The 24,961-nt window shown below is 58.6% G+C and carries 24 protein-coding genes and 1 tRNA gene; 22 read left to right on the top strand and 3 right to left on the bottom strand.

All coding sequences use genetic code 11. The features are described 5' to 3' along the window. Positions 1-3 precede the first annotated feature (3 nt). From BLL38_RS07575 to BLL38_RS07660, 16 genes are all read left to right on the top strand, one after another. Positions 4-291 carry a hypothetical protein gene (locus tag BLL38_RS07575; RefSeq protein WP_076961998.1) on the top strand — a complete coding sequence of 96 codons (288 nt, stop codon included), beginning with the start codon at positions 4-6 and terminating at the stop codon, positions 289-291. 495 nt (positions 292-786) lie between these two features. Then, positions 787-1,110: a hypothetical protein gene (locus BLL38_RS07580; RefSeq protein ID WP_076961999.1), complete on the top strand. Its 324-nt coding sequence runs from the start codon at positions 787-789 to the stop codon at positions 1,108-1,110. A 348-nt stretch (positions 1,111-1,458) separates the two neighbouring features. Then, the gene (locus BLL38_RS07585) at positions 1,459-2,154 is read left to right on the top strand and encodes a transposase (protein ID WP_076962000.1); all 696 of its coding nucleotides are present in this window, start codon (positions 1,459-1,461) and stop codon (positions 2,152-2,154) included. Positions 2,155-2,365: 211 nt separating this feature from the next. Beyond that, entirely contained in the window at positions 2,366-2,734 is a 369-nt protein-coding gene (locus BLL38_RS07595) for a hypothetical protein (protein WP_076962001.1), read from the top strand. A 754-nt stretch (positions 2,735-3,488) separates the two neighbouring features. Further along, complete coding sequence (locus tag BLL38_RS07605) at positions 3,489-3,725, top strand: hypothetical protein (protein ID WP_076962003.1); 237 nt, start codon at positions 3,489-3,491, stop codon at positions 3,723-3,725. Continuing rightward, complete coding sequence (locus BLL38_RS31860; protein WP_083743044.1) at positions 3,671-4,129, top strand: polymorphic toxin type 43 domain-containing protein; 459 nt, start codon at positions 3,671-3,673, stop codon at positions 4,127-4,129. The genes BLL38_RS07605 and BLL38_RS31860 overlap by 55 nt, the downstream gene beginning before the upstream one ends. After that, the gene (locus BLL38_RS07615) at positions 4,104-4,970 is read left to right on the top strand and encodes a PoNi-like cognate immunity protein (RefSeq protein WP_076962005.1); all 867 of its coding nucleotides are present in this window, start codon (positions 4,104-4,106) and stop codon (positions 4,968-4,970) included. The genes BLL38_RS31860 and BLL38_RS07615 overlap by 26 nt, the downstream gene beginning before the upstream one ends. A gap of 22 nt (positions 4,971-4,992) precedes the next feature. Continuing rightward, on the top strand, positions 4,993-5,559 hold the full coding sequence (locus tag BLL38_RS07620) for a hypothetical protein (protein ID WP_076962006.1): 567 nt from the start codon (positions 4,993-4,995) through the stop codon (positions 5,557-5,559). 61 nt (positions 5,560-5,620) lie between these two features. Then, on the top strand, positions 5,621-8,191 hold the full coding sequence (locus tag BLL38_RS07625; RefSeq protein ID WP_076962007.1) for an autotransporter family protein: 2,571 nt from the start codon (positions 5,621-5,623) through the stop codon (positions 8,189-8,191). 199 nt (positions 8,192-8,390) lie between these two features. Beyond that, positions 8,391-8,972, top strand: coding sequence for a hypothetical protein (locus BLL38_RS07630; protein WP_076962008.1), 582 nt, complete (start codon positions 8,391-8,393; stop codon positions 8,970-8,972). 31 nt (positions 8,973-9,003) lie between these two features. After that, positions 9,004-9,684, top strand: a complete 681-nt coding sequence (locus BLL38_RS07635; RefSeq protein WP_076962009.1) for a CsgG/HfaB family protein — start codon at positions 9,004-9,006, stop codon at positions 9,682-9,684. A gap of 29 nt (positions 9,685-9,713) precedes the next feature. Further along, complete coding sequence (locus tag BLL38_RS07640; protein ID WP_076962010.1) at positions 9,714-10,076, top strand: DUF4810 domain-containing protein; 363 nt, start codon at positions 9,714-9,716, stop codon at positions 10,074-10,076. After that, a complete protein-coding gene (locus BLL38_RS07645; RefSeq protein ID WP_076962011.1) occupies positions 10,073-10,723 on the top strand; it encodes a DUF799 domain-containing protein in 651 nt (216 codons plus the stop codon). The genes BLL38_RS07640 and BLL38_RS07645 overlap by 4 nt, the downstream gene beginning before the upstream one ends. Before the next feature lie 140 nt (positions 10,724-10,863). Beyond that, positions 10,864-12,495 (top strand): vWA domain-containing protein, encoded by a 1,632-nt coding sequence (locus BLL38_RS07650; RefSeq protein ID WP_076962012.1) that lies wholly within the window; start codon positions 10,864-10,866, stop codon positions 12,493-12,495. A gap of 155 nt (positions 12,496-12,650) precedes the next feature. Next, complete coding sequence (locus BLL38_RS07655) at positions 12,651-13,223, top strand: RNA polymerase sigma factor (RefSeq protein ID WP_076962013.1); 573 nt, start codon at positions 12,651-12,653, stop codon at positions 13,221-13,223. Next, positions 13,220-13,822, top strand: a complete 603-nt coding sequence (locus BLL38_RS07660) for a hypothetical protein (RefSeq protein ID WP_076962014.1) — start codon at positions 13,220-13,222, stop codon at positions 13,820-13,822. Before BLL38_RS07655 ends, BLL38_RS07660 begins: the two co-directional genes overlap by 4 nt. A 50-nt stretch (positions 13,823-13,872) precedes the next feature. Here BLL38_RS07660 and BLL38_RS07665 read toward each other — a convergent pair. Continuing rightward, a tRNA-Arg gene (locus tag BLL38_RS07665) sits at positions 13,873-13,949 on the bottom strand. A gap of 369 nt (positions 13,950-14,318) precedes the next feature. Here BLL38_RS07665 and gabD point away from each other — a divergent pair. The 3 genes from gabD to BLL38_RS07680 all read left to right on the top strand — a co-directional run bounded on the left by gabD (position 14,319) and on the right by BLL38_RS07680 (position 18,588). Then, on the top strand, positions 14,319-15,761 hold the full coding sequence (gene gabD / locus BLL38_RS07670; RefSeq protein WP_076962015.1) for an NADP-dependent succinate-semialdehyde dehydrogenase: 1,443 nt from the start codon (positions 14,319-14,321) through the stop codon (positions 15,759-15,761). 183 nt (positions 15,762-15,944) lie between these two features. After that, the gene (gene gabT, locus BLL38_RS07675) at positions 15,945-17,225 is read left to right on the top strand and encodes a 4-aminobutyrate--2-oxoglutarate transaminase (RefSeq protein WP_076962016.1); all 1,281 of its coding nucleotides are present in this window, start codon (positions 15,945-15,947) and stop codon (positions 17,223-17,225) included. A gap of 151 nt (positions 17,226-17,376) precedes the next feature. Further along, positions 17,377-18,588 (top strand): HDOD domain-containing protein, encoded by a 1,212-nt coding sequence (locus tag BLL38_RS07680; protein ID WP_076962017.1) that lies wholly within the window; start codon positions 17,377-17,379, stop codon positions 18,586-18,588. 251 nt (positions 18,589-18,839) lie between these two features. Here BLL38_RS07680 and BLL38_RS07685 read toward each other — a convergent pair whose 3' ends face one another. Both BLL38_RS07685 and desA read right to left on the bottom strand, forming a co-directional pair. After that, complete coding sequence (locus BLL38_RS07685; protein WP_076962018.1) at positions 18,840-19,847, bottom strand: sensor domain-containing diguanylate cyclase; 1,008 nt, start codon at positions 19,845-19,847, stop codon at positions 18,840-18,842. A 208-nt stretch (positions 19,848-20,055) separates the two neighbouring features. Further along, positions 20,056-21,240, bottom strand: a complete 1,185-nt coding sequence (gene desA, locus BLL38_RS07690) for a delta-9 fatty acid desaturase DesA (protein WP_076962019.1) — start codon at positions 21,238-21,240, stop codon at positions 20,056-20,058. Positions 21,241-21,405: 165 nt separating this feature from the next. Between desA and dibA the strand changes: the two genes are divergently transcribed. The 3 genes from dibA to BLL38_RS07705 all read left to right on the top strand — a co-directional run bounded on the left by dibA (position 21,406) and on the right by BLL38_RS07705 (position 24,875). After that, positions 21,406-23,316 carry a phosphodiesterase DibA gene (gene dibA, locus BLL38_RS07695; RefSeq protein WP_076962020.1) on the top strand — a complete coding sequence of 637 codons (1,911 nt, stop codon included), beginning with the start codon at positions 21,406-21,408 and terminating at the stop codon, positions 23,314-23,316. A 281-nt stretch (positions 23,317-23,597) separates the two neighbouring features. Continuing rightward, a complete protein-coding gene (gene oscA / locus BLL38_RS07700; protein WP_029299482.1) occupies positions 23,598-23,780 on the top strand; it encodes a sulfur starvation response protein OscA in 183 nt (60 codons plus the stop codon). 75 nt (positions 23,781-23,855) lie between these two features. After that, the gene (locus BLL38_RS07705; RefSeq protein ID WP_076962021.1) at positions 23,856-24,875 is read left to right on the top strand and encodes a sulfate ABC transporter substrate-binding protein; all 1,020 of its coding nucleotides are present in this window, start codon (positions 23,856-23,858) and stop codon (positions 24,873-24,875) included. Positions 24,876-24,961: the final 86 nt, after the last annotated feature.

Consider the following 24,961-nt stretch of genomic DNA (forward strand, 5'->3'; position numbering starts at 1 on the left):
GTTATGGATGCTTTTCAGTTTAATAAAGAAGTTAAGTCTCTATTGAAAGGCTACTCCGTAGAGTATTCAAAATTCGCCAACGGGGATTTTGGTAACCTTGAGCGGATAGAGCTGGAAGGCTTTAATAAGCTGGCGACCGTAGAATTTTGGTCTGAAGGCTGGATAGGCATTGATATATATGACTGTGCTTGTGATGAGCAGGTCATGAATATTTTGCTTTCTCCAGAGGAAAAAGATCTTGCCCCTAAAGCATTTGAAAAGCTTCTGGATACATTAAATCGAAATAGTTAATAAGTATCTCCGGAAACCCAGGGTGCTTATTTATCTGTAGATCCCAGCCTCGATTTGACACCGGCCCTGCGCCGGTGCAAAAGGGGCTGTCATTCCAAAAGGTTTTTCAAGTACAGATGACTTTGTACGCTTTGGCACAGATACGCGAGATGGTTTGGCACGCGCTGGCTATGGGAATGTAGAGCCAATTCTTCAAGGAAGTGCCGTAACAGGCAAAAGTTTTAAAACTGGGAAAGAGTTTGACGTTGGCAGGGTGAGTGATTTTGATATTGCGCTGGCAAGTCCAGAGCTTTTGCAACGTGCTCAATCCTTAGGAATAGGTTTGAGGAGTGGCGGGACTCGTACAGGGCCATTGAGTGTGAGAGACTTGCAAGCCCTTGGCCTGAAGGATTTGTCGAGTAAGCTGAGCGTCCAAGCGGGACGCGAAGTTAATCTTATGATCTATGACTCTGCGGCAACAGCCGCAAGTCGTGCTCCAAGTGCGGTGTTACCAAAATGACTATTGTGTATGATCTCTATGGTGCGGAAAAATTATGTCTTCTGTCGGCGAGAGGTGATGTAGAAAGAGCGCTGGGAGAGACTTTTGAGGAAAGAGATAGTTCTTATAAAGGTGGTGTTTACTACATGTTGGGTAGGAGTGATTCAGAGAATTTTGTTTTAAAATTGAATATTGATCCTTTTGACGGTGATCCAGTAGAGCAGAATTATCCGAGTTATAAGATTTTGCTCTATGTAAACGCTACAAATCGTTCGTCTGATATAGAGAAAGCGATTAGGCAAGGTGGTGACTTTAAGTTGCTGAGACATGAAGTGTTTTAAATTGTATCAAGGCTAATCGGTGCAAAAGCAACTGGTGACGCTGCCGGTAAGGTAGATGATCTTGGGAAAAGGGGACAGATTTATTTTTAGCACTTCGAGGGTGACAGAGTCAGATTACGATTTTTCTGGGGTTGGTTTTTAGGGGGGGGGATGGTTTTTTTGAGGCTGTGTTACTTTGTTCTTTAATAATTTGGTTTTATTTTTATGTCGTTGGAAGTTTTACTTTTAACTAAATCGTTCGGCTAAAAAACGACCTTTTATTGTGATATTTATACGCTGAAGCAGAAAAAGAAAAATTTATTTTTGTCCCTTTGCTAGGCTATAAACTCTTAAGGAAGGAGGTTCATTATGCCTAGGATGGGACGTGTTGTTCTGCCAAACTATCCGCACCATATTGTACAACGTGGTCACAATCGTCAGGTTGTGTTTGCCGCGCCAGAAGATTACCAACGCTATATAGGGGATCTTCGGGAACTGAAGGAGGCATTTGGCGTAAAAGTATATGCCTATTGTTTAATGACCAATCATATTCATTTGTTAGTCACACCAACCGAGTCGGCTGCTGGTTTGGGGCAACTTATGAAAGCGCTTGCAGCACGAGCTACTCGCTATCGGAACCGGATAGAGGGGCGGACAGGTACTTTATGGGAGGGTCGATATAAGTCGAGCGTGGTGCAGTCCGAAAGATATCTTCTGGCGTGCTGTCGATACATCGAGCTGAATCCTGTTCGTGCCGATATTGTTGCGAGTGCAGCAGACTACCCATGGTCAAGTTATAACGCTCGAGTCGGCTGTTCTCCTGATAACGATTGGTTAGACATTGATGATTGCTTTGATATGCTGGGTGATACAAAGCAGGATCGGCAGGAAAGTTACAAGAGCTTCGTAAATCAGGCTGTTTCAAGCGATGAGTTGAAAACGATACGTCTGGCTCTACAGCGTGGGCAACTTACTGGAACTACTCGCTTCATCGATGAGGTCGAGCGTATCGCAGGAATCCGAATCGCATATCGAGGGCAAGGTAGGCCGCGGCACGATAGATAAAAATAAATCTGTCCCCTTTTTCCCTTTTTCCTGTAATTAAAAACAGAACATTTGTTCCGGAAATGAATGGTTATGTAAGGCTAATTGGCGGCGAAGGAAGTGCTAAATATGGGTTTGTAGGTCTGGATAGGGCAACAGGAAATATAACTACATTCCATGTTAAGTCTGTAAGTGAGCTGGCAAGAAAAGCACCTAGTTTGGGGTTTTCTAAATGATCGTTAAGCGGTGTGAATGGATTTCTAAAGATGCGCAAGAGGCAATGCTGACAATTGGTGATGAAAATTTTGAGTGCGTGGCTTTTTCTCATCCATGCAGCATGCAGGTAGGGGATCGCCTACGCGAGCCTTTGCTTGCCATCTCGATTAGGGGAGTAACCAAGGCGGAATTGAATGCTCAGCCAGTAATGCAACGTTTAGGTGAGAGTTTTGCTCATGAGTTTCTGGCGGAGGTGATTGATTTAAAAGAGCGGTTAGTGGTGGTTGGCTCAGTTGTCGTTGAATTAGATGATGTTTTGCCCGGAGAAATTAGCGTCGGCGATTTGATTCGGTTTTCCTGTGGTCGTCTTGACGTGATTTCTTAGGGGAAAAGCGCAAAAGGGACCGCAAAAGGGGACAGATTTATTTTTTGCTTCTAGCGGGCGGCGAAATGATCAAATAAATCTGTTCCCATTTTTTCTCTGACTACCTGTTGGACAACGCCATTGGCTACCGCGACTCGCTCAATCTGCAACTGGGCGTGGCCCTCACCGCTGAGCAAGTGGCGGCTCTGACTCGATCAGCAACACCCGGTGACAAAAAAGGGGACGGGTTTATTTTTCGAGATAAAAATAAATCTGTCCCCTTTTTCGCAAGGCCTGCCGGACATCGCCCCGGTAGATAACAGCCACAAATACCTGATCGAGACTAACCCGGCACTCACCGACCTCAAGCAGTTCATGAGCTCCAAAAGGGACCAAAAGGGGACAGATTTATTTTTAGCACTTCGAGGGTAATCGAGTCAGATTACGATTTTTTGGGGTTGGTTTTTAGGGGAAAGGGGACAGATTTATTTTCAACACATGGTCAAGTTATAACGCCCGAGTCGGCTGTTCTCTTGATAACGATTGGTTAGGCATTGATGATTGCTTTGATGTGCTGAGAGAAAAAAGGGGACATATTTATTTGATTTTCTTAGAGATTTTTTCTTTGGTTAAATAAATCTGTCCCCTTTTCGCCGAGTTCAACATTCTCAAATTTGAGTCGCGGTGGGCTAGAGGTCCGGGCTCCTGATGGGAGAGGTCTGCGCTATAATCGTGATGGCTCACTCTCGGGATTTTTGGAGCCTAAGGCGAAACCATGAAACTTGAAAGTAATCTGGATTTTGAAATTCTTGGATTTAGTGATAGTCGTTATGAGAAACTGACTGTCGAAATTCAATATAAAGGCGAACCTATTGCTCAGATTAATCAGGATCAGGGAGTTGATCGTTTAGAGGTAGAAGTTTTCGCTGATTTAAATAGCGCAGTTTTGAAAGTTCCATTTTCTGGCTTTTTGGAGGCAATGACTCTAGCGAAAAGTTTCATTGTCGAGTAGGTGCAAAAGCAACCACAAGCTGGCAGGGTTCAGGCCCTGCACCTGGAGTACTAGGTTTGGAGCCGGGGTCCGCCTCGTCTAAGGCGATACAGAATTATTTCCCTAGCACAAAAAATGGTTCCATTGAATTTGTTTTTGATCCTAAAACAAATACTTTCGCTGTCGGTAAGCCTATAAGTAACCTTGGAGGCTCTCCGCATCAACAGTTGGCAGAGACTATAAAATCTGACGGGTCGACTCTAGTAGGTGGTATGTTTCGGCGAGGGCCTAACGGAGAGGTGATAACAAATGAGTTTAGTGGGCACTACATTGCAAAAAAGGGGACAGATTTATTTTTCGAGATAAAAATAAATCTGTCCCCTTTTTCAAGGGTTATCCATGATTCGTGCACCCTTGGGGGATAAGCCGTATTGGGACGATCGTGAAGCCAAGGATCGGCAATGGGTTGAGCGCGTCAGTGAAATGCTGGCGCAACCGTCGGCCAACCCCTTGTACCGAGCGCAATTTACGTTCGACTTCGCCAAAGATAATGTGCGTGCGGCCATTCGGGTCTATTCGAGCGGTGGCAATGTTGCCGAAATGGCCACCTACCTCCCCGCCGCGATGGACGCGTGGGAGCTGTCCAATCGAGAGTCCGACAGTTTGTGTGCTGAGAATAATCTCCAGACTTGCCGTGACTGGACATTCGAGTTGGCGGACCTGAACCACTACATCTGGTGTTTCTGGTTGGTGAGCCTGGCGCTGGCGCTGGAGATTCCCGACGACCAGTGGCGTCGGCTGGTCGCTTTGATCGGCGAAGGCGGACAGGACGTTCTGCTGGATCGAATCATTGCATCCCGCCAGCCAGGGCGCGTGATCGGTGAGCAGCTACTGCACGCCAAACCTTATGCAAGGCTGCTCAAGGCCATCGACGCGCCCCAGGAACAACAGGCCTCGCTGTTGCGGGCGTTCGTGGAACATTGGTACCCGGAGCTGAACCGGCGCGGTAAACAGCAACCCTGGTGGTATGTCTATGGCGACCCGGTAAAACACCCCCTTGAGATGGGTAGCTACTTCGGCCGCTGGTGCTTTGAGGCGGTTGCCGCAGTCAAGGCGTTCGGGCTGGATGACAGCGCCTGCCTGGGGCATGAGCATTACCCCGGCGACTTGCTCCACCCCAGTGAAGACGTTATCCCGGCACCAGCCCCTGCCCGCGTAGAAAAAGCCGGCTGGCTGGCGCGGTTGTTTGGGCGCTCAGATGTATAAGCCTTTGGATCTAAAGACGCCCATGAAAAAACTTACCTTCATCCTCGCAGCCCTGGCCCTTGCGGGCTGCCACTCCACTGCCCGCGACTCGTCGCCCAGCCTGTTGAAAGATGGCGTGCAGTTGCAGCAGAACACAGTCGTGGCCGATGCCGAACACGCCAAAGTGATCATGCGCGCCACCGGGTTTACCTACCCGGTGCAGTTCTCCGTGCGCCGTGGCGGCGATGCCGATCAGCGGCCGGAGATCCTCGGCACGGTGGTGGATTCGGGCCGGGGCAAGGTGTTCGGCTGGATCGCCAAGATGAGCGAGGTGGCCAACAGCGCCACGGTCAAGCGCTTCCCGCAGCTGGAAGTGCTGGCCGACCCGCAGCAGACGCTTGAAGTGTTGGGCGAGTCGCGGGTGTATGACTCGAACTACTACCGCTACGCCGAAAAAATTGTCTACGCCTGCGGCCCGATGTCCTCGGCGTTCAAACCGCAAAAGCAAAAGGTTTACCTGGTGGAATTCGTGATTGTCGGCGCCGGCTGCGAGCAGCATGCCTATGACATCACCGACCCTGCGCAGCGCATTCCCGTCCCCGCGTCCTGAATCATGCACCCTACAACCGCCGGGCACATTGGCGGTGTTGTCGTAGTAAATGGAGTTTCAAATGAAGCGCAAGCAGTTCCAGAAAAGCCTGTTGGCCATGATGGTCAGCGCCGTTGCCGCACAAGTCAGCGCGGTGGAGTTTGACGTCAGCACAGGGCAGAACGTGTGGGCCTCCCAGACGTTCAACGAGCCTGTAACCCTGGTGGGCACGCGCAATGTCGTCTCGACCCAGCCCAGTGCCGATGGCGTGAATATTTCCCTGACCAATATCCAGGGCACGCTGCGCAACGACGCCAACCTGACCCTGGATGCTGGCGGCAAAGCCGTACGTGGCCTGATCGTCGATGGGGCGCTGGATCAACTGCTCACCACCACCGGCAGCCAAATCAGCGGCGATATCGTCCAGGCTGGCAATATCCACCTGAGCAACACCATCTGGGCCGAAGGCTTTGAAGTGGGCGCCAGCAACGTGGGCGGCAGCATCATCAACTCGGGCAATATCACCCTGGTCGAAGTTCCCGGCTCTGGCGATGAATCCGACGCCGAGGGTCTCTACCTCAACGGCACCACCGTGGCGGGCGACGTGGTCAACAGCGGTGTGGTGGATGTCACGTCCTACTACGGCTACGGCCTGATCCTCGATACCCACAACAACATGCCGGTCACCATCGGTGGCAAGCTGCTCAACTCCGGGACCCTGCGCGTTACCGGTGAAGAGGCCCTGGGGATCGAGATCGAAACCGATACCAACCCCCTGCGTATCGAAAACAGCGGCCTGGTTTCCGTCAACGGCGGGCAGGCGATTGCCGTGCAGCTCGATGCGGGCACCTACGATTACCTGCTCAACACCGGCACCATCGAAGCCAGCGGCAGCAACGCCATGGCCTTCAACGTGCAAGGCGCGACCTTTAACACCACCTCGCCGAGCGGTGAGCGCGGCCTGATCAACCGTGGCCTGATCAGCGCCGACGCGACGGCGATCAAGGTCAACCCGCAGTACCAGTTGACGCCGTTCGAGATCAACCAGCAAGCCGGGGAAATTCGCAGCAACTCCGGCACCGCTATCGACGGCGGCAACCTGGCGAGCCTGAACTGGAGCGGCGGCAAAATCGTCGGTGATGTGCTGGGTGTCACGGCTGTGAACATCAACGGCCAGGCCGACTTTACCGGCGCGCGCCTTGGCAGCCCGGTATCGGTCAACGCGGGTTCGTTGAACCTGTCCGGCGCCGGCACCACCATCACTGGCGACCTGAATGTCGCCAGCGGGGCCGGGGTTGATATGCGCCTGTCCAACAGCGTGGTACCGACCACGCCTTACCTCACGGTCAGCGGCGCCGCGAACTTCGCCCAGGGGTCTAGCGTGACCTTGAGCGCCAAGCCCGGTGATTTCACCGCAGCGCCCAGCGGCACCGAATACACCCTGCTGCAAGCCGGCAGCGTGCAGAACAACGGCCTGACGGTCGCCAGCAGCTCGTCGCTGCTCGATGTGCTCAGCTACTCGGCCGATGCGCAGACGGTCAAGGCCGTGGTGGGTCTGAAGCCAGACGAGCAGGTACAAACCGACCTCGGCGGCGTTGGGGCTACGACCTCGGCGGTGACTGCGGTGAACCTGTTGAAAAACGAAGTGCTGGGGCAACTGAGCCAGGATGACGCGGTGTTCCAGGCCGTGGCCAACGCTGGCAGCGCCCAGCAACTGGCGCAGATCGGCGAACAACTCAAACCTGACGTAAACCGTGGTGCGCTGGACGTGGCCTTGTCCGGGCAGACCGTGATCAACGGCGCGATCCTCAACCGCCTGGCCGGCCAGCGCGATGGCAGCGAACGCGGCGGTGTGTGGGTGCAAGGCCTGAGCAGCAACATGGACCAGGACGGTCGCGGTGGCGATAACGGTTACTCGGCCAACAGCAGTGGTGTGGCTGTCGGCGTGGACGGCCGCTTGAACGACAGCACCCGTGTGGGTGTGGCATACAGCTACCTCAACTCCAACATCCATTCGGACCTGGGTAACAAGACCGAAGTGCAGGGCAACGCGCTGTCGTTGTACGGCAACTGGTCGCTGCAGAACTGGTTTGTCGATGGCAGCCTGAGCTATGGCGTCAACGACAACGACAGCAAGCGCCACATCGCCGGCACTACAGCGAAGGGCAGCTACGACAGCCAGGCGCTGTCGGCCAGTGTGGTCGGCGGTTACAGCTTCAAGGCGTCGGACAGCGTGCTGATCGAGCCGCGTGTCGCCGCACGTTACTCCAGCGTGCACATGGACAGCCTGCATGAGAAGGGCTCATCGGCAGCCCTGAACACCGCTTCCCAGCGTTACGAAGTCGGTGAACTGGGCGCCGGCCTGCGTGTGGCGGGCAACCTGCCGCTGGGTGCCGGCACTCTGCAACCGGAAGCGACCTTGATGGCCTATCACGACCTGATGGGTGATCGCGTGGCGCAGACGTCAAGCTTTGTGAACGGTGGCTCGACGTTCAGCATGACCGGCGCATCGGTGGCGCGCGACAGCTATGAGGCCAGCGTAGGCGTGAACTACCAGGTCTCGGCGTTCAGCGTTGGCGCCAGCTACACCCGCCAGGCCCGCAGCGGGTTTGATGCCGATGGCGTCATGCTCAAGGCCCGTTACGCGTTCTAAGCCGTCCTTATAGGGCGAGCTTGTGTGGGAGCTGGCTTGCCTGCGATAGCATCCCTGCGGTGTGCTTGAAACACCGCAGTGTCTGCATCGCAGGCAAGCCAGCTCCCACATAAGCCTGCCCCCATATGTGCGAAACAACTTGAGAACCGCTCTCAACCTCGTAAAATGCCGCAGCACTTAATCAGGGACGAATTCAAAGATGCGCATTTTTGCCTTACTGCTGGCGCTGTCCTTCCTGGCTGGCTGTGCTTCCAAACCCCCGTACTACATCTCTCCAGCCCCCGTGACTATTCCCAAGACCGCCACCTTCTGGGTCGATACCTTCGACGTCAAAGTGGTGGGGCAGGGCCGGATTTTCATGTCGGACGCCAAAGTCCGCGAGCAACTGGGCGTGGACCTGGTCGACCGCCTGCTCAAGGCCAAGCGCTATGCCAGCAGCAAGCAGACCGCGGACTACCTGCTGGACGTGGATATCGTCTACGTGCGCCATATCCTCGACTCCAAGGGCGGTATCACCAGCCTGGTGGTCGACGACAACACCATCCTGCAAAGCATCGACTTTGGCTACAAGGTCAAGGTCAAGAAGGCCGACGCCGAGGTGCTGCATTTTGCCCAGGATCGGGGTGGCCTGGTGCCCAATAACTGGGGCGGCCAGGTGCAGCAATGGAAGACCATTGGCGGGATCCTGACCAATGAAGGCAACGCCAATATCGAGCGCCATTTCACCGGTGGCTTGAGCAATTACATCGTGCACGACCTGCGCGCCATACCCTCACGCTAATACCCCGGATTTATTCACCTAGGAGCACCCTGTGAAATCACTCTGCAAAATCCTGCTGTCCGGCCTTGCCGCCACGGCACTGCTGACCCTGGCCGGTTGTGCCACGGAAAGCTCCCGCGCACTGCCGATCGAAAAAGTCGCCAGCGCCAGCGTCGCCTACTCCGGCGTACGCGTGCCGATTGCCGTGGGCAAGTTCGATAACCGCTCCAGCTACATGCGCGGGATCTTCTCCGATGGCGTGGACCGCCTCGGTGGCCAGGCCAAGACCATCCTGATCACCCACTTGCAGCAGACCAACCGCTTCAGCGTGCTGGACCGCGACAACATGGGCGAAATCTCTCAGGAAGCGCAGATCAAAGGCACCGCGCAGAAGCTCAAGGGTGCGGACTACGTGGTGACCGGCGATGTGACCGAGTTCGGCCGCAAAGAGACCGGCGACCGCCAACTGTTCGGCATCCTTGGCCGTGGCAAGACCCAGGTGGCCTACGCCAAGATCAACCTGAACATCGTCAACATCAGCACCTCCGAAGTGGTGTATTCCACCCAGGGCGCCGGTGAATACGCGTTGTCGAACCGTGAAATCGTGGGCTTTGGCGGCACCGCCAGCTATGACTCCACCCTCAATGGCAAGGTCCTGGACCTGGCCATGCGCGAAGCGATCAATCGCCTGGTCGACGGCATCAATGCCGGCGCCTGGAACCCGCGTAACTGATTTAAGTGTTTTCAAGGAGCAGTACACGGATGAGCAAGGCAGTGAAGTTAGCGCTGATGCTGACAGCAACCGCGCTGGTTGCAGGGTGCCAGACGGCGCCCAAGCCCCTGTATCAATGGGAAAGCTACCAGCCACAGGTTTACGAGTACTTCAAGGGCGAGCCCAAGGAAGCCCAGGTCGAAGCGCTGGAACGCGACCTGCAAAAGATCAACGCCAGTGGCCGCCAGGCCCCACCGGGCTACCACGCCCATTTGGGCATGCTGTACCTGAGCATGGGCAAGGATGACCAGATGGTGCAGCAGTTCCGCACCGAGAAGGCGCTGTTCCCCGAGTCTGCGGCTTACATGGACTTTTTGCTCAAGAACGCCAAGGCCCCAGAGGTGAAGCAATGAGCTTTTTGAAACTCACCGGCGCCTTGCTGGCCCTGGCTTTGCTGGGTGGTTGCGCGGCGCCCAAGACTGTCGATTACTCGGCGTACAAGCAGGCGCGGCCGAAGTCGATCCTGGTGCTGCCACCGATCAACGAGTCCCCTGAAGTGCAGGCGTCCTACAGCCTGGTATCGCAGGTGACTTACCCGTTGGCCGAAGCCGGCTACTACGTGATGCCGATTGCCCTGGTGGATGAAACCTTCCGCCAGAACGGCCTGACCACCGCCAACGATATCCAGGGCGTGGCGCCGGGCAAGCTGCACGAGATCTTCGGCGCAGACGCGGCGTTGTACATCACCGTCAGCGAGTACGGCACCCAGTACATGCTGATCACCAGCGACACCTCGGTGATGGCCTCGGCCAAACTGGTCGACCTGCGCACCGGCACCACCTTGTGGACCGGCTCGGCACGGGCTTCCAGCGAGGAAGGCAACAACAACGGGGGCGGCCTGGTGGGCATGCTGATCACGGCGGCGGTCAAGCAAGTGATCAACAGCTCCACCGACGCGGCGCACCCGATTGCCGGCATCACCAGCGCGCGCCTGTTGTCGGCCGGGCAACGCACCGGCCTGCTGTACGGCCCGCGCTCGCCCAAGTACGGCTCGGACTGATCTGGACCAGTCACTGCCGATCCAATGTGGGAGCTGGCAAACCAGCTCCCACCTGGATTGAGTGACCGCACGCTAACCCGAATCCCAACGCCCCTACGTCTGACCTTGTGAACGCATCATTCACTCACGAGGTTCAGCCCATGTCCCATCCTCTTCTCTTCCTACGTCCCGCTGCCCAGGGCTTTGCCGTGACCTTGCTGGTGGCGCTCGCCGGATGTGGGCTGTCGTCCCGTGACGAGGCCAAGGCGCCCGAAGCGGCTGCCGTCCCCGAACTGCACAGCGCGCCCGTTCAGGCCCAGAGCGCCATGCTCAAAAGGATGGCGATGCCGGCCCCGATGGCCATGCATGACGCCGTGGCGATGGAATACCGCGCCGAACCCCGTGAGCAATATCAAAACCTGCCGGATAACCCGGTGCACAGCGTGGCCCAAACCCCGGTCTCAACCTTCAGCGTCGATGTCGACACGGGCAGCTACGCCAATGTCAGACGTTTCCTCAACCAAGGCCAGCTGCCGCCCGAAGGCGCCGTGCGACTTGAGGAAATGGTCAATTACTTCCCCTACGACTACGCGCTGCCCACCGATGGCTCGCCTTTTGGCGTGACCACCGAAGTCGCCGCCACCCCCTGGAACCCCAATACACGCCTGCTGCGTATCGGCATCAAGGCCTCCGAGCGTGCCGTGGCCGAACTGGCGCCGGCCAACCTGGTGTTCCTGGTGGATGTTTCCGGCTCCATGGACCGCCGCGAAGGCCTGCCATTGGTGAAAAGCACCCTCAAACTGCTGGTGGAGCAACTGCGCGATCAGGACCGCGTGTCCCTGGTGGTGTATGCCGGTGAATCGCGGGTGGTGCTCAAGCCCACATCCGGGGGCGACAAGGCAAAAATCCGCAACGCCATCGAGCAACTGACCGCCGGCGGCTCCACAGCGGGGGCGTCGGGCATCGAGCTGGCCTATCAGATGGCCCGCGAAGGGTTTATCGATAAGGGCATCAACCGCATCCTGCTGGCCACTGACGGTGACTTCAATGTCGGCATCAGCGACTTCGACAGCCTCAAGCAAATGGCCGTGGACCAGCGCAAAAGCGGCGTGTCCCTGACCACCCTGGGGTTTGGCGTGGATAACTACAACGAACACCTGATGGAACAACTGGCCGACGCGGGCGATGGCAACTACGCCTATATCGACAACCTGCGCGAAGCCCGCAAGGTGCTGGTGGAGCAACTCAGCTCGACCCTGGCCGTGGTAGCGCGGGATGTGAAGTTGCAGGTGGAATTCAACCCGGCCCAGGTCAGCGAATATCGCCTGCTGGGCTATGAAAACCGCGCCTTGAAACGTGAGGATTTCAGCAATGACAAGGTAGACGCCGGTGAGATCGGCGCCGGGCATACCGTGACGGCGCTGTATGAAATTGTACCGAAGGGTTCAAAAGGCTGGCTGGAACCGTTGCGCTATGCCCAGGCCAAGGCTGCCGAGGGTAACGCATCAGAACTGGCCATGTTGCGGGTACGCTACAAGCCAGCGGCGGGTGGCAGCAGTCGTCTGATCGAACACCCGATCAAGAATGCTCAACAGGCCGCCAGCGCCGACCTGCGCTTCGCGGCGGCTGTAGCTGCCTTCGCCCAACAGCTCAAGGGCGATGGCCGCTACACTGGCACCATGAGCCTGAAGGACACCGCCACCCTGGCCCGTTCGGCCCGCGCTGATGACCCCTACGGCCTGCGTAATGAATTCGTACAACTGGTGGAACTGGCCCAAAGCCTCAAACACTGATCTTGCACACGATATAGAGCCAATGTGGGAGCTGGCTTGCCTGCGATGGCGGTGGGCCAGTGCCGCCGATAGTGCCTGACCCACCGCCATCGCGGGCAAGCCCGGCTCCCACAGGTAATCTGCAGTGATCCATCGAAAGGAGTTCGCCACTTAACATGGCCGTACCAGATGATCCACCCAGCGACGAATTGCTGCTGGCCCGCTACCGCACCGGCGATGCTGCTGCATTCGAGACCCTGTATGCCCGGCACCGCCAGGGCCTCTACCGGTTTCTCGTGGGCCTGTGCAACAAGGCCGAACTGGCCGAGGAAATCTACCAGGACACCTGGCTCAGCCTGATCCGCAGCACTACCCAGCCACAGGGCCGGGCGAGTTTTCGTACCTGGTTGTTCCAGATTGCCCGCAACCGCCTGATCGACCACTGGCGCAAGCACGGCATCCACAACCCGTTGCACGACAGCTACGACGAACAACAGCACGCCCAACCCGACGACAGTGCCGGCCCCGAGCAGCAACTGAGCCTGAGCCGCGACCAGGGCCGCCTCGATGCGGCGTTGCAAGACCTGCCCGAAGACCAGCGCGAAGTGTTTATGCTGCGCCTGCACGGCGACCTGGAACTGCCGCAAATCGCCGCCCTCACCGGCAGCCCACTGGAAACGGTAAAAAGCCGCTTGCGTTACGCCCAGCAGAAACTGCGTCGGCTGCTGGCCGAGGAGGTACCCGTATGACTGACTCCCGACACCCCCAGGACCCGACAGACGAAGGGCTGATCCAGCACTTTCGCCAACACAGCGCCAGCGAGCCGTCCGCGTCCCTCGACGCCTTCATCCTCGCCACCGCCCGCCGCGAAGCCCCCACGCCAGCGCCAAGCCTGTGGCAACGCTGGCTGCACGCCTGCCAACGGCCACGCTGGCAGATGGCGTTTGCTACCGTGGCCGGGGTCGCACTGTTGATTGGCGTGGTCATGCGCTCGCCAGTGCCCGACCTCAACCAGCCCGAGGTTACCCAGTACGCCGCCGCGCCGCCGCCTCAGGCACTCTCTGCGCCCGCCGCCCCAGCGCCGATGGCGCGTATGGCAATGGTGCCGCAGGCCGACAGCACGCCGGTCCAGACCGAGATGGCGGCGGTCATGGCCGATGAGCCCGTGGCAAAAATGAGCAAGCAAATGGCCGCCAAGCCCCAGTCCCTGAAGCAAGGGCTTGAGGAAATCGTGCGCCTGCGCCGGGCGGGTGAGAGCAGGGCGGCGGATGAAAAGCTGCTGGCCTTGCACAAGCGTTTTCCCGAGGAAAACCTGCCTGCGCGGTTGGAGGCGTTGCAAAAGCGTTGAGCCACAAAAAAGCCCCAGGTCTTGCGACCTGGGGCTTTTTTATCTGTATCTGGTGCACCCGGCGGGATTCGAACCCACGACCCCTGCCTTCGGAGGGCAGTACTCTATCCAGCTGAGCTACGGATGCTTGTGCGGGCGCCATCATACCCATGTCGACCTTGGGCGTCCATGCTGGTTTTTGGCCGTCTGCTGGTGGGATTCTGGAGTAGCGAGGCTCTGTACCGGGCGGTGTGTGCCGGTGATGCGCAATTCGGGTCCGTTACGCTTGTCAGAATAGTCCGGCAAATATGCCCTTTTCGTTCTTTTTTTTGAACAGACTATTGCCCTACCCCCCCTTTGATCCTAGGATTCGTTTGAGATTTCAAACGCTCTGTCTCCCGTGCGCTATGTGCTTGCTTGCGCCCAGTGACTGATTTCCCTGACGGCAGCCTTCAAGGCGCCTTTCAACAACTCTAATTTGCCCCGCGCGCGCGCGGTGCTGTTAAGGAAAGCCGACATGCAGCTTAAAGACACCCAATTGTTCCGCCAACAAGCTTTTATTGATGGCGCTTGGGTCGATGCGGACAACGGTCAAACGATCAAGGTCAACAACCCCGCGACTGGCGAGATCCTGGGCACCGTGCCGAAGATGGGCGCCGCCGAAACCCGGCGGGCCATCGAAGCCGCCGACAAGGCCTTGCCGGCCTGGCGTGCACTGACCGCCAAGGACCGTGCGAACAAGCTGCGGCGCTGGTTCGAGCTGATCATCGAGAACCAGGATGACCTGGCGCGCCTGATGACCCTGGAGCAGGGCAAGCCACTGGCCGAAGCCAAGGGCGAAATCGTCTACGCCGCTTCGTTCATCGAGTGGTTCGCCGAAGAGGCCAAGCGTATCTACGGGGACGTGATCCCTGGCCATCAGCCGGACAAGCGGCTGATCGTGATCAAGCAGCCAATCGGCGTCACCGCTGCCATCACGCCATGGAACTTCCCGGCCGCGATGATCACCCGTAAAGCCGGCCCGGCCCTGGCTGCCGGTTGCACCATGGTCCTCAAGCCGGCGTCGCAAACCCCGTTCTCGGCGTTCGCCCTGGCTGAACTGGCCCAGCGTGCCGGCATCCCCAACGGCGTGTTCAGCGTGGTTTCCGGCAGCGCTGGCGATATCGGCAGCGAGCTGACCAGCAACCCGACCGTGCGTAAATTGTCCTTCACCGGCTCGACCGAAATCGGTCGCCAGTTGATGGCCGAATGCGCCAAGGACATCAAGAAAGTGTCCCTGGAGCTGGGCGGCAACGCGCCATTTATCGTGTTTGACGACGCCGACCTGGATAAGGCCGTCGAAGGCGCGATCATTTCCAAGTACCGCAACAACGGCCAGACCTGCGTCTGCGCCAACCGCCTGTACATCCAGGATTCGGTGTACGACGCATTCGCTGAAAAGCTCAAAGTGGCCGTCGCCAAATTGAAGATCGGCAATGGCCTGGAAGAAGGCACCACCACCGGTCCCCTGATCGATGAAAAAGCCGTGTCCAAGGTCCAGGAGCACATCGCCGATGCCCTGAGCAAAGGCGCGACCCTGTTGGCAGGCGGCAAGGTCATGCAAGGCAACTTCTTCGAGCCGACCATCCTCACCAACGTGCCGAAAAACGCTGCTGTGGCCAAGGAAGAAACCTTCGGCCCATTGGCGCCGCTGTTCCGCTTCAAAGACGAAGCCGAAGTGATCGCCATGTCCAACGACACCGAGTTCGGCCTGGCGTCCTACTTCTATGCCCGTGACCTGGGCCGTGTGTTCCGTGTGGCCGAGGCCCTGGAGTACGGCATGGTCGGCGTCAACACCGGGCTGATCTCCAACGAAGTGGCGCCGTTCGGCGGTATCAAGGCGTCGGGCCTGGGCCGTGAAGGCTCCAAGTACGGGATCGAGGATTACCTGGAAATCAAATACCTCTGCCTGGGCATCTAAACCCGGCAAGGCATTGCGTGAAACGCAAAGGGCACGAGAGCGCTGACCCTTTGCGTGTTTTGAATGTTATTTCACAAGTGGCCGGGAAAGCTGCGGCAGTCGATCATCGCATGCTGGCGTAGTTGCCTCCCCACCACGTAATCCTTGGACCGCGCCACCCGATGAGTGGCGAATGAGGACTTTATGAGCAACAAGACCAACGCTTCCTTGATGAAACGCCGCGAAGCCGCTGTACCGCGCGGTGTTGGCCAGATTCACCCGATCTTCGCCGAATCCGCGAAGAACGCCACCGTGACTGACGTTGAAGGTCGCGAGTTCATCGACTTCGCCGGCGGCATCGCCGTGCTGAACACCGGGCACCTGCACCCGAAAATCATTGCGGCCGTGACCGAGCAGTTGAACAAGCTGACCCACACCTGCTTCCAGGTCCTGGCCTACGAGCCTTACGTGGAGCTGTGCGAAAAAGTCAACGCCAAGGTCCCGGGTGATTTCGCCAAGAAAACCCTGCTGGTCACCACCGGTTCCGAAGCCGTGGAAAACGCCGTGAAAATCGCGCGGGCCACGACAGGCCGTGCCGGCGTGATCGCCTTCACCGGCGCGTACCACGGCCGTACCATGATGACCCTGGGCCTGACCGGCAAGGTCGTGCCGTACTCCGCGGGCATGGGCCTGATGCCTGGCGGCATCTTCCGTGCGCTGTACCCGAACGAGTTGCACGGCGTGAGTATTGACGACTCCATCGCCAGCATCGAACGCATCTTCAAAAATGATGCCGAGCCGCGTGATATCGCAGCCATCATCATCGAGCCGGTACAGGGCGAAGGCGGTTTCTACATCGCGCCTAAAGCCTTTATGAAGCGCCTGCGCGAACTGTGCGACAAGCACGGCATCCTGCTGATCGCCGACGAAGTGCAAACCGGTGCCGGCCGTACCGGGACCTTCTTCGCCATGGAACAGATGGGCGTTACCGCCGACCTGACTACCTTCGCCAAATCCATCGCCGGTGGCTTCCCGCTGGCCGGTGTGTGCGGCAAGGCCGAATACATGGACGCCATCGCCCCGGGCGGCCTGGGTGGCACCTATGCCGGTAGCCCGATTGCTTGCGCCGCAGCCCTGGCGGTGATGGAAGTGTTTGAAGAAGAGCACCTGCTGGACCGCTGCAAGGCGGTTGGCGAGCGTCTGGTCACCGGCCTCAAGGCTATCCAGGCCAAGTACCCGGTAATCGGCGAAGTGCGTGCCCTGGGCGCGATGATCGCGGTCGAGCTGTTCGAGGATGGCGACAGCCATAAGCCGAACGCTGCGGCGGTTGCCTCCGTAGTAGCCAAGGCGCGTGACAAGGGCCTGATCCTGCTGTCGTGCGGCACCTACGGCAACGTATTGCGCGTACTGGTCCCGCTGACCTCGCCGGATGAGCAGTTGGACAAAGGCTTGGCGATCATCGAAGAGTGCTTCGCAGAGCTTTGAGCGGCAAGCTATAAGCTGCAAGTGATGTAACGCTTGCAGCTTGTCGCTCAAAGACGCCGCCCGTGAACAAAAAAACCGCGTATGCGGTTTTTTTTTGCTCACGGGCGGCTTCTTTGTCTAATGTGCAGGGATTGCCGATGGAGCGTGCTGCATGACTGCGGTTGATTTACCTGCTGTACCCCGTGTACTGATTGCCGAGACCGACCCCTGGTCGCGGGATTTGCTCAAGCAGGTGTTGTTGAATGTGCGTTGCGACGCGCGGCTGGATGTGTGCGCCGACGGGCAGCACGCCGCCGAGTTGCTGCGAGACAAACCCTACGATTTGATCATTGCCGACTGGGAGCTACCGGGTGTTGATGGCCTGAGCCTGTTGCGCAGTGTGCGCCAGCGCCGGGAGGGGCCGGCGTTGCCGTTTATCCTGTTGAGTACGCGCAATGACAGTGCCAGTGTGCGCGAAGCATTGCCGCTGGCGCCCACCGCTTACCTGACCAAGCCCCTGAACATGGAAGGCCTCACGCAACGCCTGCAGGACCTGCTGCTCAATGAGGGCGAAACGGTGTATTGCCAAATCCCGGCCCTGGCCGCGGGCATGACCTTGCCGGTGTTCCTGGAGCACCGCCGCGAGCTGTCGGACGGCGCGCCGCTGCGGGTTGATGTAAAAGCCGCTGTGCACGGCAGCCTGGCGCCGGAGGGCCTGGACCTCAAGCAACTGGAAGAGCAGGTCAAGGTCGATCCACAGATCACGGCAGTGCTGATCGCCGCCGCCAACAGCGCCGGCCATCACGGTACGCCGGTGCAGACCCTGTCCATGGCGCTGCACAAACTGGCGGCAGGGCAGAGCATGAACCTGATCCTCGGCCTGGCCCTCAAGCACAATGTGATCCTCAGCGATGCCCGCCTGATGGAACACGCCGAGCACCATTGGCAACTGTCCCGGCAAACCGCGCATTACGCCCGCTCGCTGGCACGTATGCTCGACCTTGACCACGAGCGCTGCTACAGCGCCGGGATTCTCCATCGGCTGGGCGACCTGGCCCTCTTGCGCAGCTTGCAGGAGTGGTGCCAGGGCGGTGGCGAGCTGGATGACGAAATGATCGCTGCTGCGCTCGACCGCTTTGGTGCCAGCTATGGCTCGGCGCTGCGCATCCGCTGGCGCTTGCCCCTGGAGTTGCGCCAATTGATTGCGGCGGTGTATTCCCTCGAAGGTGGGGTGTATTCCCGTGAAGCGCTGGTGATGAACATGGCGGCGCAACTGGCGGGGCTGAGCGAGCACGAGGGGGTCGAGGCGCTGGCCAAGGGCAAGACGGCGCGGCTGCTCAGAATCGGGCTTTCAGAGCTGATGCGCCTCCGCAAGCCTGTATAGGGGGTGGGTCAGGCAGCAATGATGCTGAATATGCGGCCGCTATCGTAGCCTCGCTAAAGCTCGACAACTCCCACATTGTTTGTGGCGTGCGCAAAATCCTCTGCCAGGTCGGAACCCCCTGTGGGAGCGGGCTTGCCCGCGATAGCGGTGGGTCAGTCAACATCAATGTTTGCTGGGCCGACGTCTTCGCGAGCAAGCCCGCTCCCACATTTGATCTTCGCTATTTTTTAACGCCATGAAAGGCCAGGTATTCAGCCGACAATTACCCGGTTCTTGCCCTGGCGCTTGGCTTCATACATGGCCGCATCGGCCCGGGCGAACAGGCTGTCCAGGGTGGCATCTTCGGCCGTGAGGTTGGCCAGGCCCTGGCTGACGGTCACGCCATAGGGCCGGCCTTCATGGCTGAAACCCAGTTGCCGCACTTCCTGGCCCAGGCGTTCGGCAACCTGCATGGCCCTTTCCGGCGCGCATCCTGGCAGGACCGCCGCAAATTCTTCGCCGCCAATGCGCCCGAACAGGTCGCCACGGCGTAATACCCCGCGCCCGCTCTCGGCGATACGCAACAACACCTGATCGCCCTCCAGGTGGCCGTAGGTGTCGTTGATGGTCTTGAAGTTATCGATGTCCAGCAACAGGAAGGCCAGGGGCAGGCCCTGGGCACAGGCGCGTTCAAATTCGTGATGGGCGCACTCGAAGAAGTGCCGGCGGTTGCTGCTGCGGGTCAGCACGTCGGTGGTGGCCAGGCGTTGCAGTTCGAGTTCCAGGTGCTTTTTTTCGGTGATGTCTTCAGCGATGCCCACCACAATCAGCGGTTTTCCCGGGGTGGCCTGCTGGTTGGTAAAGCACTTGTCGCTGAGCCAGCGGATCTGCCCGTCAGCAGTGATGATGCGGTATTGGCGATCCTCGACCGCCCCCAACTCCAGCACCTGGGCCAGGCTTTGCTCGGCGTACTGCTGGTCTTCGGGGTGGATGCTGTCGCGCCAGCCACGGTGTTCAGCCAACAGCAGGCTGGCCGAGCGCCCGAAGATACGCTCATAGGCAGGGCTGACGTACAGCACGCGCCGGGTTTCCCACTCAATGGCCCAGAGCACGGCGTTGACACTGACCAGCAGCGAGCTCAACAGCTGTTCGCGCTCGCTCAGGCGCTCCACTTCGCCCTGGGCATGCATCAACGCCAGCAACGTGGCGGCAGCAGTCGGCCGCGACGCGTCCGTCGACTCAGGTGGGGTGGCGGTTGGGGAGTCCGTTTCGTGGACCATCGGCACAATTCTCTCTGGACATGCCGTAGCATTGAACAGCAGTCAAAACAAGGCCCGCCAGGATGGCGAAGTGTTGTTTGAGAGAGGGGAATTGCAGCTAAGTTCCGTTATCAGTCGCGAATGAGACGGAATGTTCGGCGACTGTGAAATGGCGCCAAAAAACTGTGGAGCCGGTAAGGACTGGGCGTCCTCCCGGCTCCTGTGACACCTAGGCGTTTGCCGGGCGCAACGAGTAGGTCTTCAACTGGTGGGCAAAGTCGCGCAGGGACTGGATCCCGCTGGCCTCGGCCTCGTGCACCCATTCCTTGATGGCCGCGAGCATGTCATGCCCGTTGCTGCTGGTCTTGAGCCAGATCTGTTGCAGCGCCAGGCGCTTTTCGTAGATCACTTTCAAGGCCTGGCTGTGCTCCAGCATGCTCTGGATACGCAGGTGGTGGCGCTCATCCAGCAGGCTGGTTTCCCGCGACAGCAGGCGCTTGGCCCGGTGGAACTGGTGGCGTACCGAATGATCGACCTTCTCCAGCTCCTGCTTGACCAGCGGCGCGATCACCAGCTTGCGGTACTGGGCCATGATCTGGAAGCGGTTGTTGAGGATCGCCATGGCGGTGTCCATGTCCAAGTGGCCCTTGCCTTCGACCCGGTGGGCAATCGGCGCGACGCGCTGCACCTTGGCCAGGCGCAGGAAGCTGAACACCTTGATCCAGGCCCAGCCCAGGTCGAATTCCCACTTCTTGACCGACAGCTTGGCGGAGTTGGGGTAGGTGTGATGGTTGTTATGCAGCTCTTCGCCACCGACGATGATGCCCCACGGCACCAGGTTGGTCGCCGCGTCGCGGCATTCAAAGTTGCGATAGCCGACGGCATGGCCCAGGCCGTTGATCACGCCGGCGGCCCAGAACGGGATCCACATCATCTGGATCGCCCAGATGGTGATGCCGATGGTGCCGAACAGCAGCACGTCGATCACCCCCATGAGGGCCACGCCCAGCAGCGGATAGCGGGTGTAGAGCTGGCGCTCGATCCAGTCCTCCGGGCAGTTCTTGCCGTAGATGCGCAGGGTCTCGGGGTTTTCCGCCTCGGTGCGGTACAGCTCGGCACCTTTGCGCAGGACCGTGGACAGGCCCTTGATCACCGGGCTGTGGGGGTCGTCGACGGTTTCGCACTTGGCGTGGTGCTTGCGGTGGATGGCGGTCCACTCGCGGGTGTTCTGCGCCGTGGTCAGCCACAGCCAGAAGCGAAAGAAGTGTTTCAGGCCAGCATTGAGCTCCAGGGAGCGGTGGGCTGAATAGCGGTGCAGATAGACCGTGACACCGATGATGGTCACGTGGGTCATCAACAGAGTGACTGCCACCAGTTGCCAGGCTGACAAGTCAAGAAAACCGTTGTACCACATAGGCTGTATGGCCCTCAGATAAAGAAAAGAACAGCTCACGCATTATCACTAAGCCTACAGATAAAACCAGTCACCCTTTTGAATAGGAGTGACGAGATGTTACTTATCCTATAATCCGCAGTCTTTGTAGGGCGATTCTGTTTTTTAGTAAGGATTACTAGCGATATGCTGCTTTCATACCGAGGTGCCCTGCGTGCAGGGTTGGTGTATTTGCTGATTTCCATCTTGTGGATACAGCTCAGTCAGCAGGTATTTATCAATTTCATCGATGAACCCAGGGAAATGGTGCAGTGGCAGATGCTGCGCGGCTACCTGTGGGTCAGCCTCAGCGCGCTGTTTATTTTCCTGTTGTGTGCCCGTAGCGCCCGCGTCCATCGCATCCAGCAACCCTTGAAGGAAAACCGCGAGCGCCTGCGCCAGGCGGCGGCGGTGTTCGATTGCACCCGCGAAGGGGTGCTGGTCACCGACGCCCGTGGGCGGATTGTCCACGTCAACCGCGCCTTTATCGAAATCACCGGTTACCAGGTGGAAGACGTGATGGGCCGCCAGCCGAGCCTGTTCAAATCCGGTCGCCACTCGCCGGCGTTTTATGAGCAAATGTTTCGCAGCCTCAATCAAGACGGCGAGTGGAGCGGCGAGATCTGGAACCGACGTAAAAGCGGGGAAATTTACCCACAGTGGCAAACCATCCGCGTCATCCATGATGACCAGGGCCAGGTCAGCCATTACGTGGCGGTGTTTTCCGATATCAGCGCGATCAAGCATTCCGAGCACGAACTGGCCCACCTGGCCCACCACGACCCGTTGACTGACCTGCCCAACCGCCTGCTGTTCACCGACCGCGCCGAGCAGGCGCTGGCCTCGGCGCAAACCCACAAGCGTGGCTGTGCATTGCTGCTGCTTGACCTGGACCACTTCAAGATCATCAACGACAGCCTTGGCCACAATGTCGGTGACCAGTTGCTCAAGGCCGTGGGTGAGCGCCTGCAAGGCCTGTTCGGCCCCGGCGTGACCCTGGCGCGCCTGGGCGGTGATGAGTTCGCGGTGCTGGCGGAAAGTTGTCCACAGGTGGTCCAGGCTGCGGCCCTGGCCCAGCGCATCATCGACGGTATGAAGCAGCCGTTCGTGTTCGACGGCCACCAGTTGTTTGTCAGCGTCAGTATTGGTATCAGCCTGTTCCCCAGCGACGCCTTGAGCGCCGAACAACTGCTGCGTAACGCCGACTCGGCGCTGTTCAAGGCCAAGAGTTCCGGGCGCGAAGGCTACGCCTTGTACACCGAGGAACTGACCGCCCATGCCCAGCATCGGATCGAGATCGGCAATGAATTGCGCCGCGCCCTCGATCAGCAGGAACTACGGGTTTACTACCAACCGGTCCACGACCTGCAAACCAGCCGGATGATTGGCGTGGAAGCCCTGGTGCGCTGGCAGCACCCATTGCGCGGCCTGGTGTCGCCGGCGGAATTTATCCCGATTGCCGAGCGCACCGGGCTGATCGCTGAGATCGACGCCTGGGTCATGGACCAGGCCTGTCGCCAGATGTGCCGGTGGCTGGCAGAGGGCAGGGGCCTGTCTTTCCTGGCGGTGAATATCTCCAGCCGCCTGTTTGCCCGCCATGAACTGTACGAGCAGGTGGCCAAGGTGCTGCACGACACCGGCCTGGACCCGGCGAAGCTGGAGCTGGAAGTCACCGAAAGCGCAGTGATGGATGACCCGGAAGTGGCCCTGGAGCAACTGCACCGCCTGCGCGAGCTGGGCCTGAGCCTGGCCATCGATGATTTTGGCACGGGCTATTCGTCACTGCTGCGTCTCAAGCGGTTGCCGGTGCAGAAGTTGAAAATCGACCAGGGCTTTGTCGCCGGCCTGCCGTGGGATGAAGACGATGCGGCGATTGTGCGGGTGGTCATCGCCCTGGCGCAGAGCATGGGCATGCAAGTGCATGCCGAAGGCATCGAGCAACGGGACCAGGCGCGGTTCCTGCTGGATCACCAGTGCGACCTGGGCCAGGGCTACTGGTTTGGCCGGCCGATGCTGGCGGCTGATATCGATTGGGCCAGAGCCCCCGCCATCCGCTAAGCCCCCGGGGCTGAAATACAGTAAATGTGGGAGCGGGCTTGCCCGCGATAGCGGGGTGTCAGCCAATAAATCTGGCACTGATACACCGCCATCGCGGGCAAGCCCGCTCCCACATTTATATGGGCACACGCCTTAACGTCGTGTCCTGCCTGAAAAATTTTTCTGGTTATATAAACATTCTTAAATAGTATTTTTAAGAATATCCGCGCTTATCTACTATCGCCCTCACGCCGCAAGCAGTGCCGCCACTGCCAGGCACTTCTCATTTCAGGAGCACGACCATGAGCGCATCTCTACGCAGCGTTGACGGCCAGGACGAAGCAGCCATTTTGCGCGAGATCCAAAGCGCATTGCGTGACCTGCGTTTTGGCGCAGTGGAAATCACCGTACACAACGCCCAAGTGGTGCAGATCGAACGCAAAGAGAAATTCCGCTTGCAGAGCCCGGGCAACAAGCCGAGCTGAGCCAACACGGCGATTCGATTGCAGGGCCCGTACTAATAAGAAAAGCCAACACCCAAGAATTTCAGGAGCTTGTCTATGTCGTCGATTCGCCGTTATGCCCTGGCCGCCCTGGCCGCCCTGGCCAGCGCTGTGTTTGCCGGTTCCGCAGTGGCCAAGGATTACGAGCTGCTTAACGTTTCCTACGATCCGACCCGTGAGCTGTACCAGGAGTACAACGCCGAATTCAGCAGTTTCTGGAAGAAGGCGCACCCTGGCGACAATGTGAAGATCCAGCAGTCCCACGGTGGTTCGGGCAAGCAAGGCCGGGCGGTGATCGATGGCCTGCGCGCCGACGTGGTGACCCTGGCCCTGGCCGGCGACATCGACGAAATCGCCAAGCTGGGCAAGACCCTGCCAGAGAACTGGCAGACCCGCCTACCCGAAGCCAGCACACCGTACACCTCGACCATCGTGTTCCTGGTACGCAAGGGCAACCCCAAGGGCATCAAGGACTGGGGCGACCTGATCAAGCCGGACGTCTCGGTGATCACACCAAACCCGAAAACCTCCGGCGGCGCCCGCTGGAACTTCCTTGCCGCCTGGGCCTATGGCCTCAAGGCTGGTGGCAGCGAAGCCAAGGCTCAGGAGTACGTGAAAGCGCTGTTCAAGCACGTGCCGATCCTCGACACCGGCGCACGCGGTTCGACCATCACCTTCGTCAACAACGGTCAGGGTGACGTGTTGCTGGCCTGGGAAAACGAAGCGTTCCTGGCCCTCAAGGAAGAGGGCGGCGCCGATAAGTTCGACATTATCGTGCCGTCCCTGTCGATCCTCGCCGAGCCACCCGTGGCCGTGGTCGACAAGAACGCCGAGAAAAAGGGCAACACTGAAATCGCCACGGCGTACCTCAACCACCTGTACAGCCCGGCTGGGCAGGAGATTGCGGCGAAGAACTTCTACCGCCCGCGTGACAAGGATGTGGCCGCCAAATACGCCCAGCAGTTCCCGAAACTGGAGCTGGTGACTATCGACAAAGACTTCGGCGGCTGGAAAACTGCCCAACCGAAATTCTTCAATGACGGTGGCGTGTTCGACCAGATCTACTCGGCGCAGTAAGCCACACTACTGCCAGGCGCGAGCTTTGTGTGGGAGCCGGGCTTGCCCGCGATAGCATCACCGTGGTGTAACTGACACACCGAGGT

This window comes from Pseudomonas gessardii, assembly GCF_001983165.1.
GTDB lineage: Bacteria > Pseudomonadota > Gammaproteobacteria > Pseudomonadales > Pseudomonadaceae > Aquipseudomonas > Aquipseudomonas gessardii.

Coding starts and splice junctions, on each gene's coding strand:
- BLL38_RS07575 (WP_076961998.1), top strand. CDS start 4: ATGGATGCTTTTCAGTTTAATAAAGAAGTTAAGTCTCTATTGAAAGGC.
- BLL38_RS07580 (WP_076961999.1), top strand. CDS start 787: ATGACTATTGTGTATGATCTCTATGGTGCGGAAAAATTATGTCTTCTG.
- BLL38_RS07585 (WP_076962000.1), top strand. CDS start 1,459: ATGCCTAGGATGGGACGTGTTGTTCTGCCAAACTATCCGCACCATATT.
- BLL38_RS07595 (WP_076962001.1), top strand. CDS start 2,366: ATGATCGTTAAGCGGTGTGAATGGATTTCTAAAGATGCGCAAGAGGCA.
- BLL38_RS07605 (WP_076962003.1), top strand. CDS start 3,489: ATGAAACTTGAAAGTAATCTGGATTTTGAAATTCTTGGATTTAGTGAT.
- BLL38_RS07615 (WP_076962005.1), top strand. CDS start 4,104: ATGATTCGTGCACCCTTGGGGGATAAGCCGTATTGGGACGATCGTGAA.
- BLL38_RS07620 (WP_076962006.1), top strand. CDS start 4,993: ATGAAAAAACTTACCTTCATCCTCGCAGCCCTGGCCCTTGCGGGCTGC.
- BLL38_RS07625 (WP_076962007.1), top strand. CDS start 5,621: ATGAAGCGCAAGCAGTTCCAGAAAAGCCTGTTGGCCATGATGGTCAGC.
- BLL38_RS07630 (WP_076962008.1), top strand. CDS start 8,391: ATGCGCATTTTTGCCTTACTGCTGGCGCTGTCCTTCCTGGCTGGCTGT.
- BLL38_RS07640 (WP_076962010.1), top strand. CDS start 9,714: ATGAGCAAGGCAGTGAAGTTAGCGCTGATGCTGACAGCAACCGCGCTG.
- BLL38_RS07645 (WP_076962011.1), top strand. CDS start 10,073: ATGAGCTTTTTGAAACTCACCGGCGCCTTGCTGGCCCTGGCTTTGCTG.
- BLL38_RS07650 (WP_076962012.1), top strand. CDS start 10,864: ATGTCCCATCCTCTTCTCTTCCTACGTCCCGCTGCCCAGGGCTTTGCC.
- BLL38_RS07655 (WP_076962013.1), top strand. CDS start 12,651: ATGGCCGTACCAGATGATCCACCCAGCGACGAATTGCTGCTGGCCCGC.
- BLL38_RS07660 (WP_076962014.1), top strand. CDS start 13,220: ATGACTGACTCCCGACACCCCCAGGACCCGACAGACGAAGGGCTGATC.
- gabD (WP_076962015.1), top strand. CDS start 14,319: ATGCAGCTTAAAGACACCCAATTGTTCCGCCAACAAGCTTTTATTGAT.
- gabT (WP_076962016.1), top strand. CDS start 15,945: ATGAGCAACAAGACCAACGCTTCCTTGATGAAACGCCGCGAAGCCGCT.
- BLL38_RS07680 (WP_076962017.1), top strand. CDS start 17,377: ATGACTGCGGTTGATTTACCTGCTGTACCCCGTGTACTGATTGCCGAG.
- BLL38_RS07685 (WP_076962018.1), bottom strand. CDS start 19,847: ATGGTCCACGAAACGGACTCCCCAACCGCCACCCCACCTGAGTCGACG.
- desA (WP_076962019.1), bottom strand. CDS start 21,240: ATGTGGTACAACGGTTTTCTTGACTTGTCAGCCTGGCAACTGGTGGCA.
- dibA (WP_076962020.1), top strand. CDS start 21,406: ATGCTGCTTTCATACCGAGGTGCCCTGCGTGCAGGGTTGGTGTATTTG.
- oscA (WP_029299482.1), top strand. CDS start 23,598: ATGAGCGCATCTCTACGCAGCGTTGACGGCCAGGACGAAGCAGCCATT.
- BLL38_RS07705 (WP_076962021.1), top strand. CDS start 23,856: ATGTCGTCGATTCGCCGTTATGCCCTGGCCGCCCTGGCCGCCCTGGCC.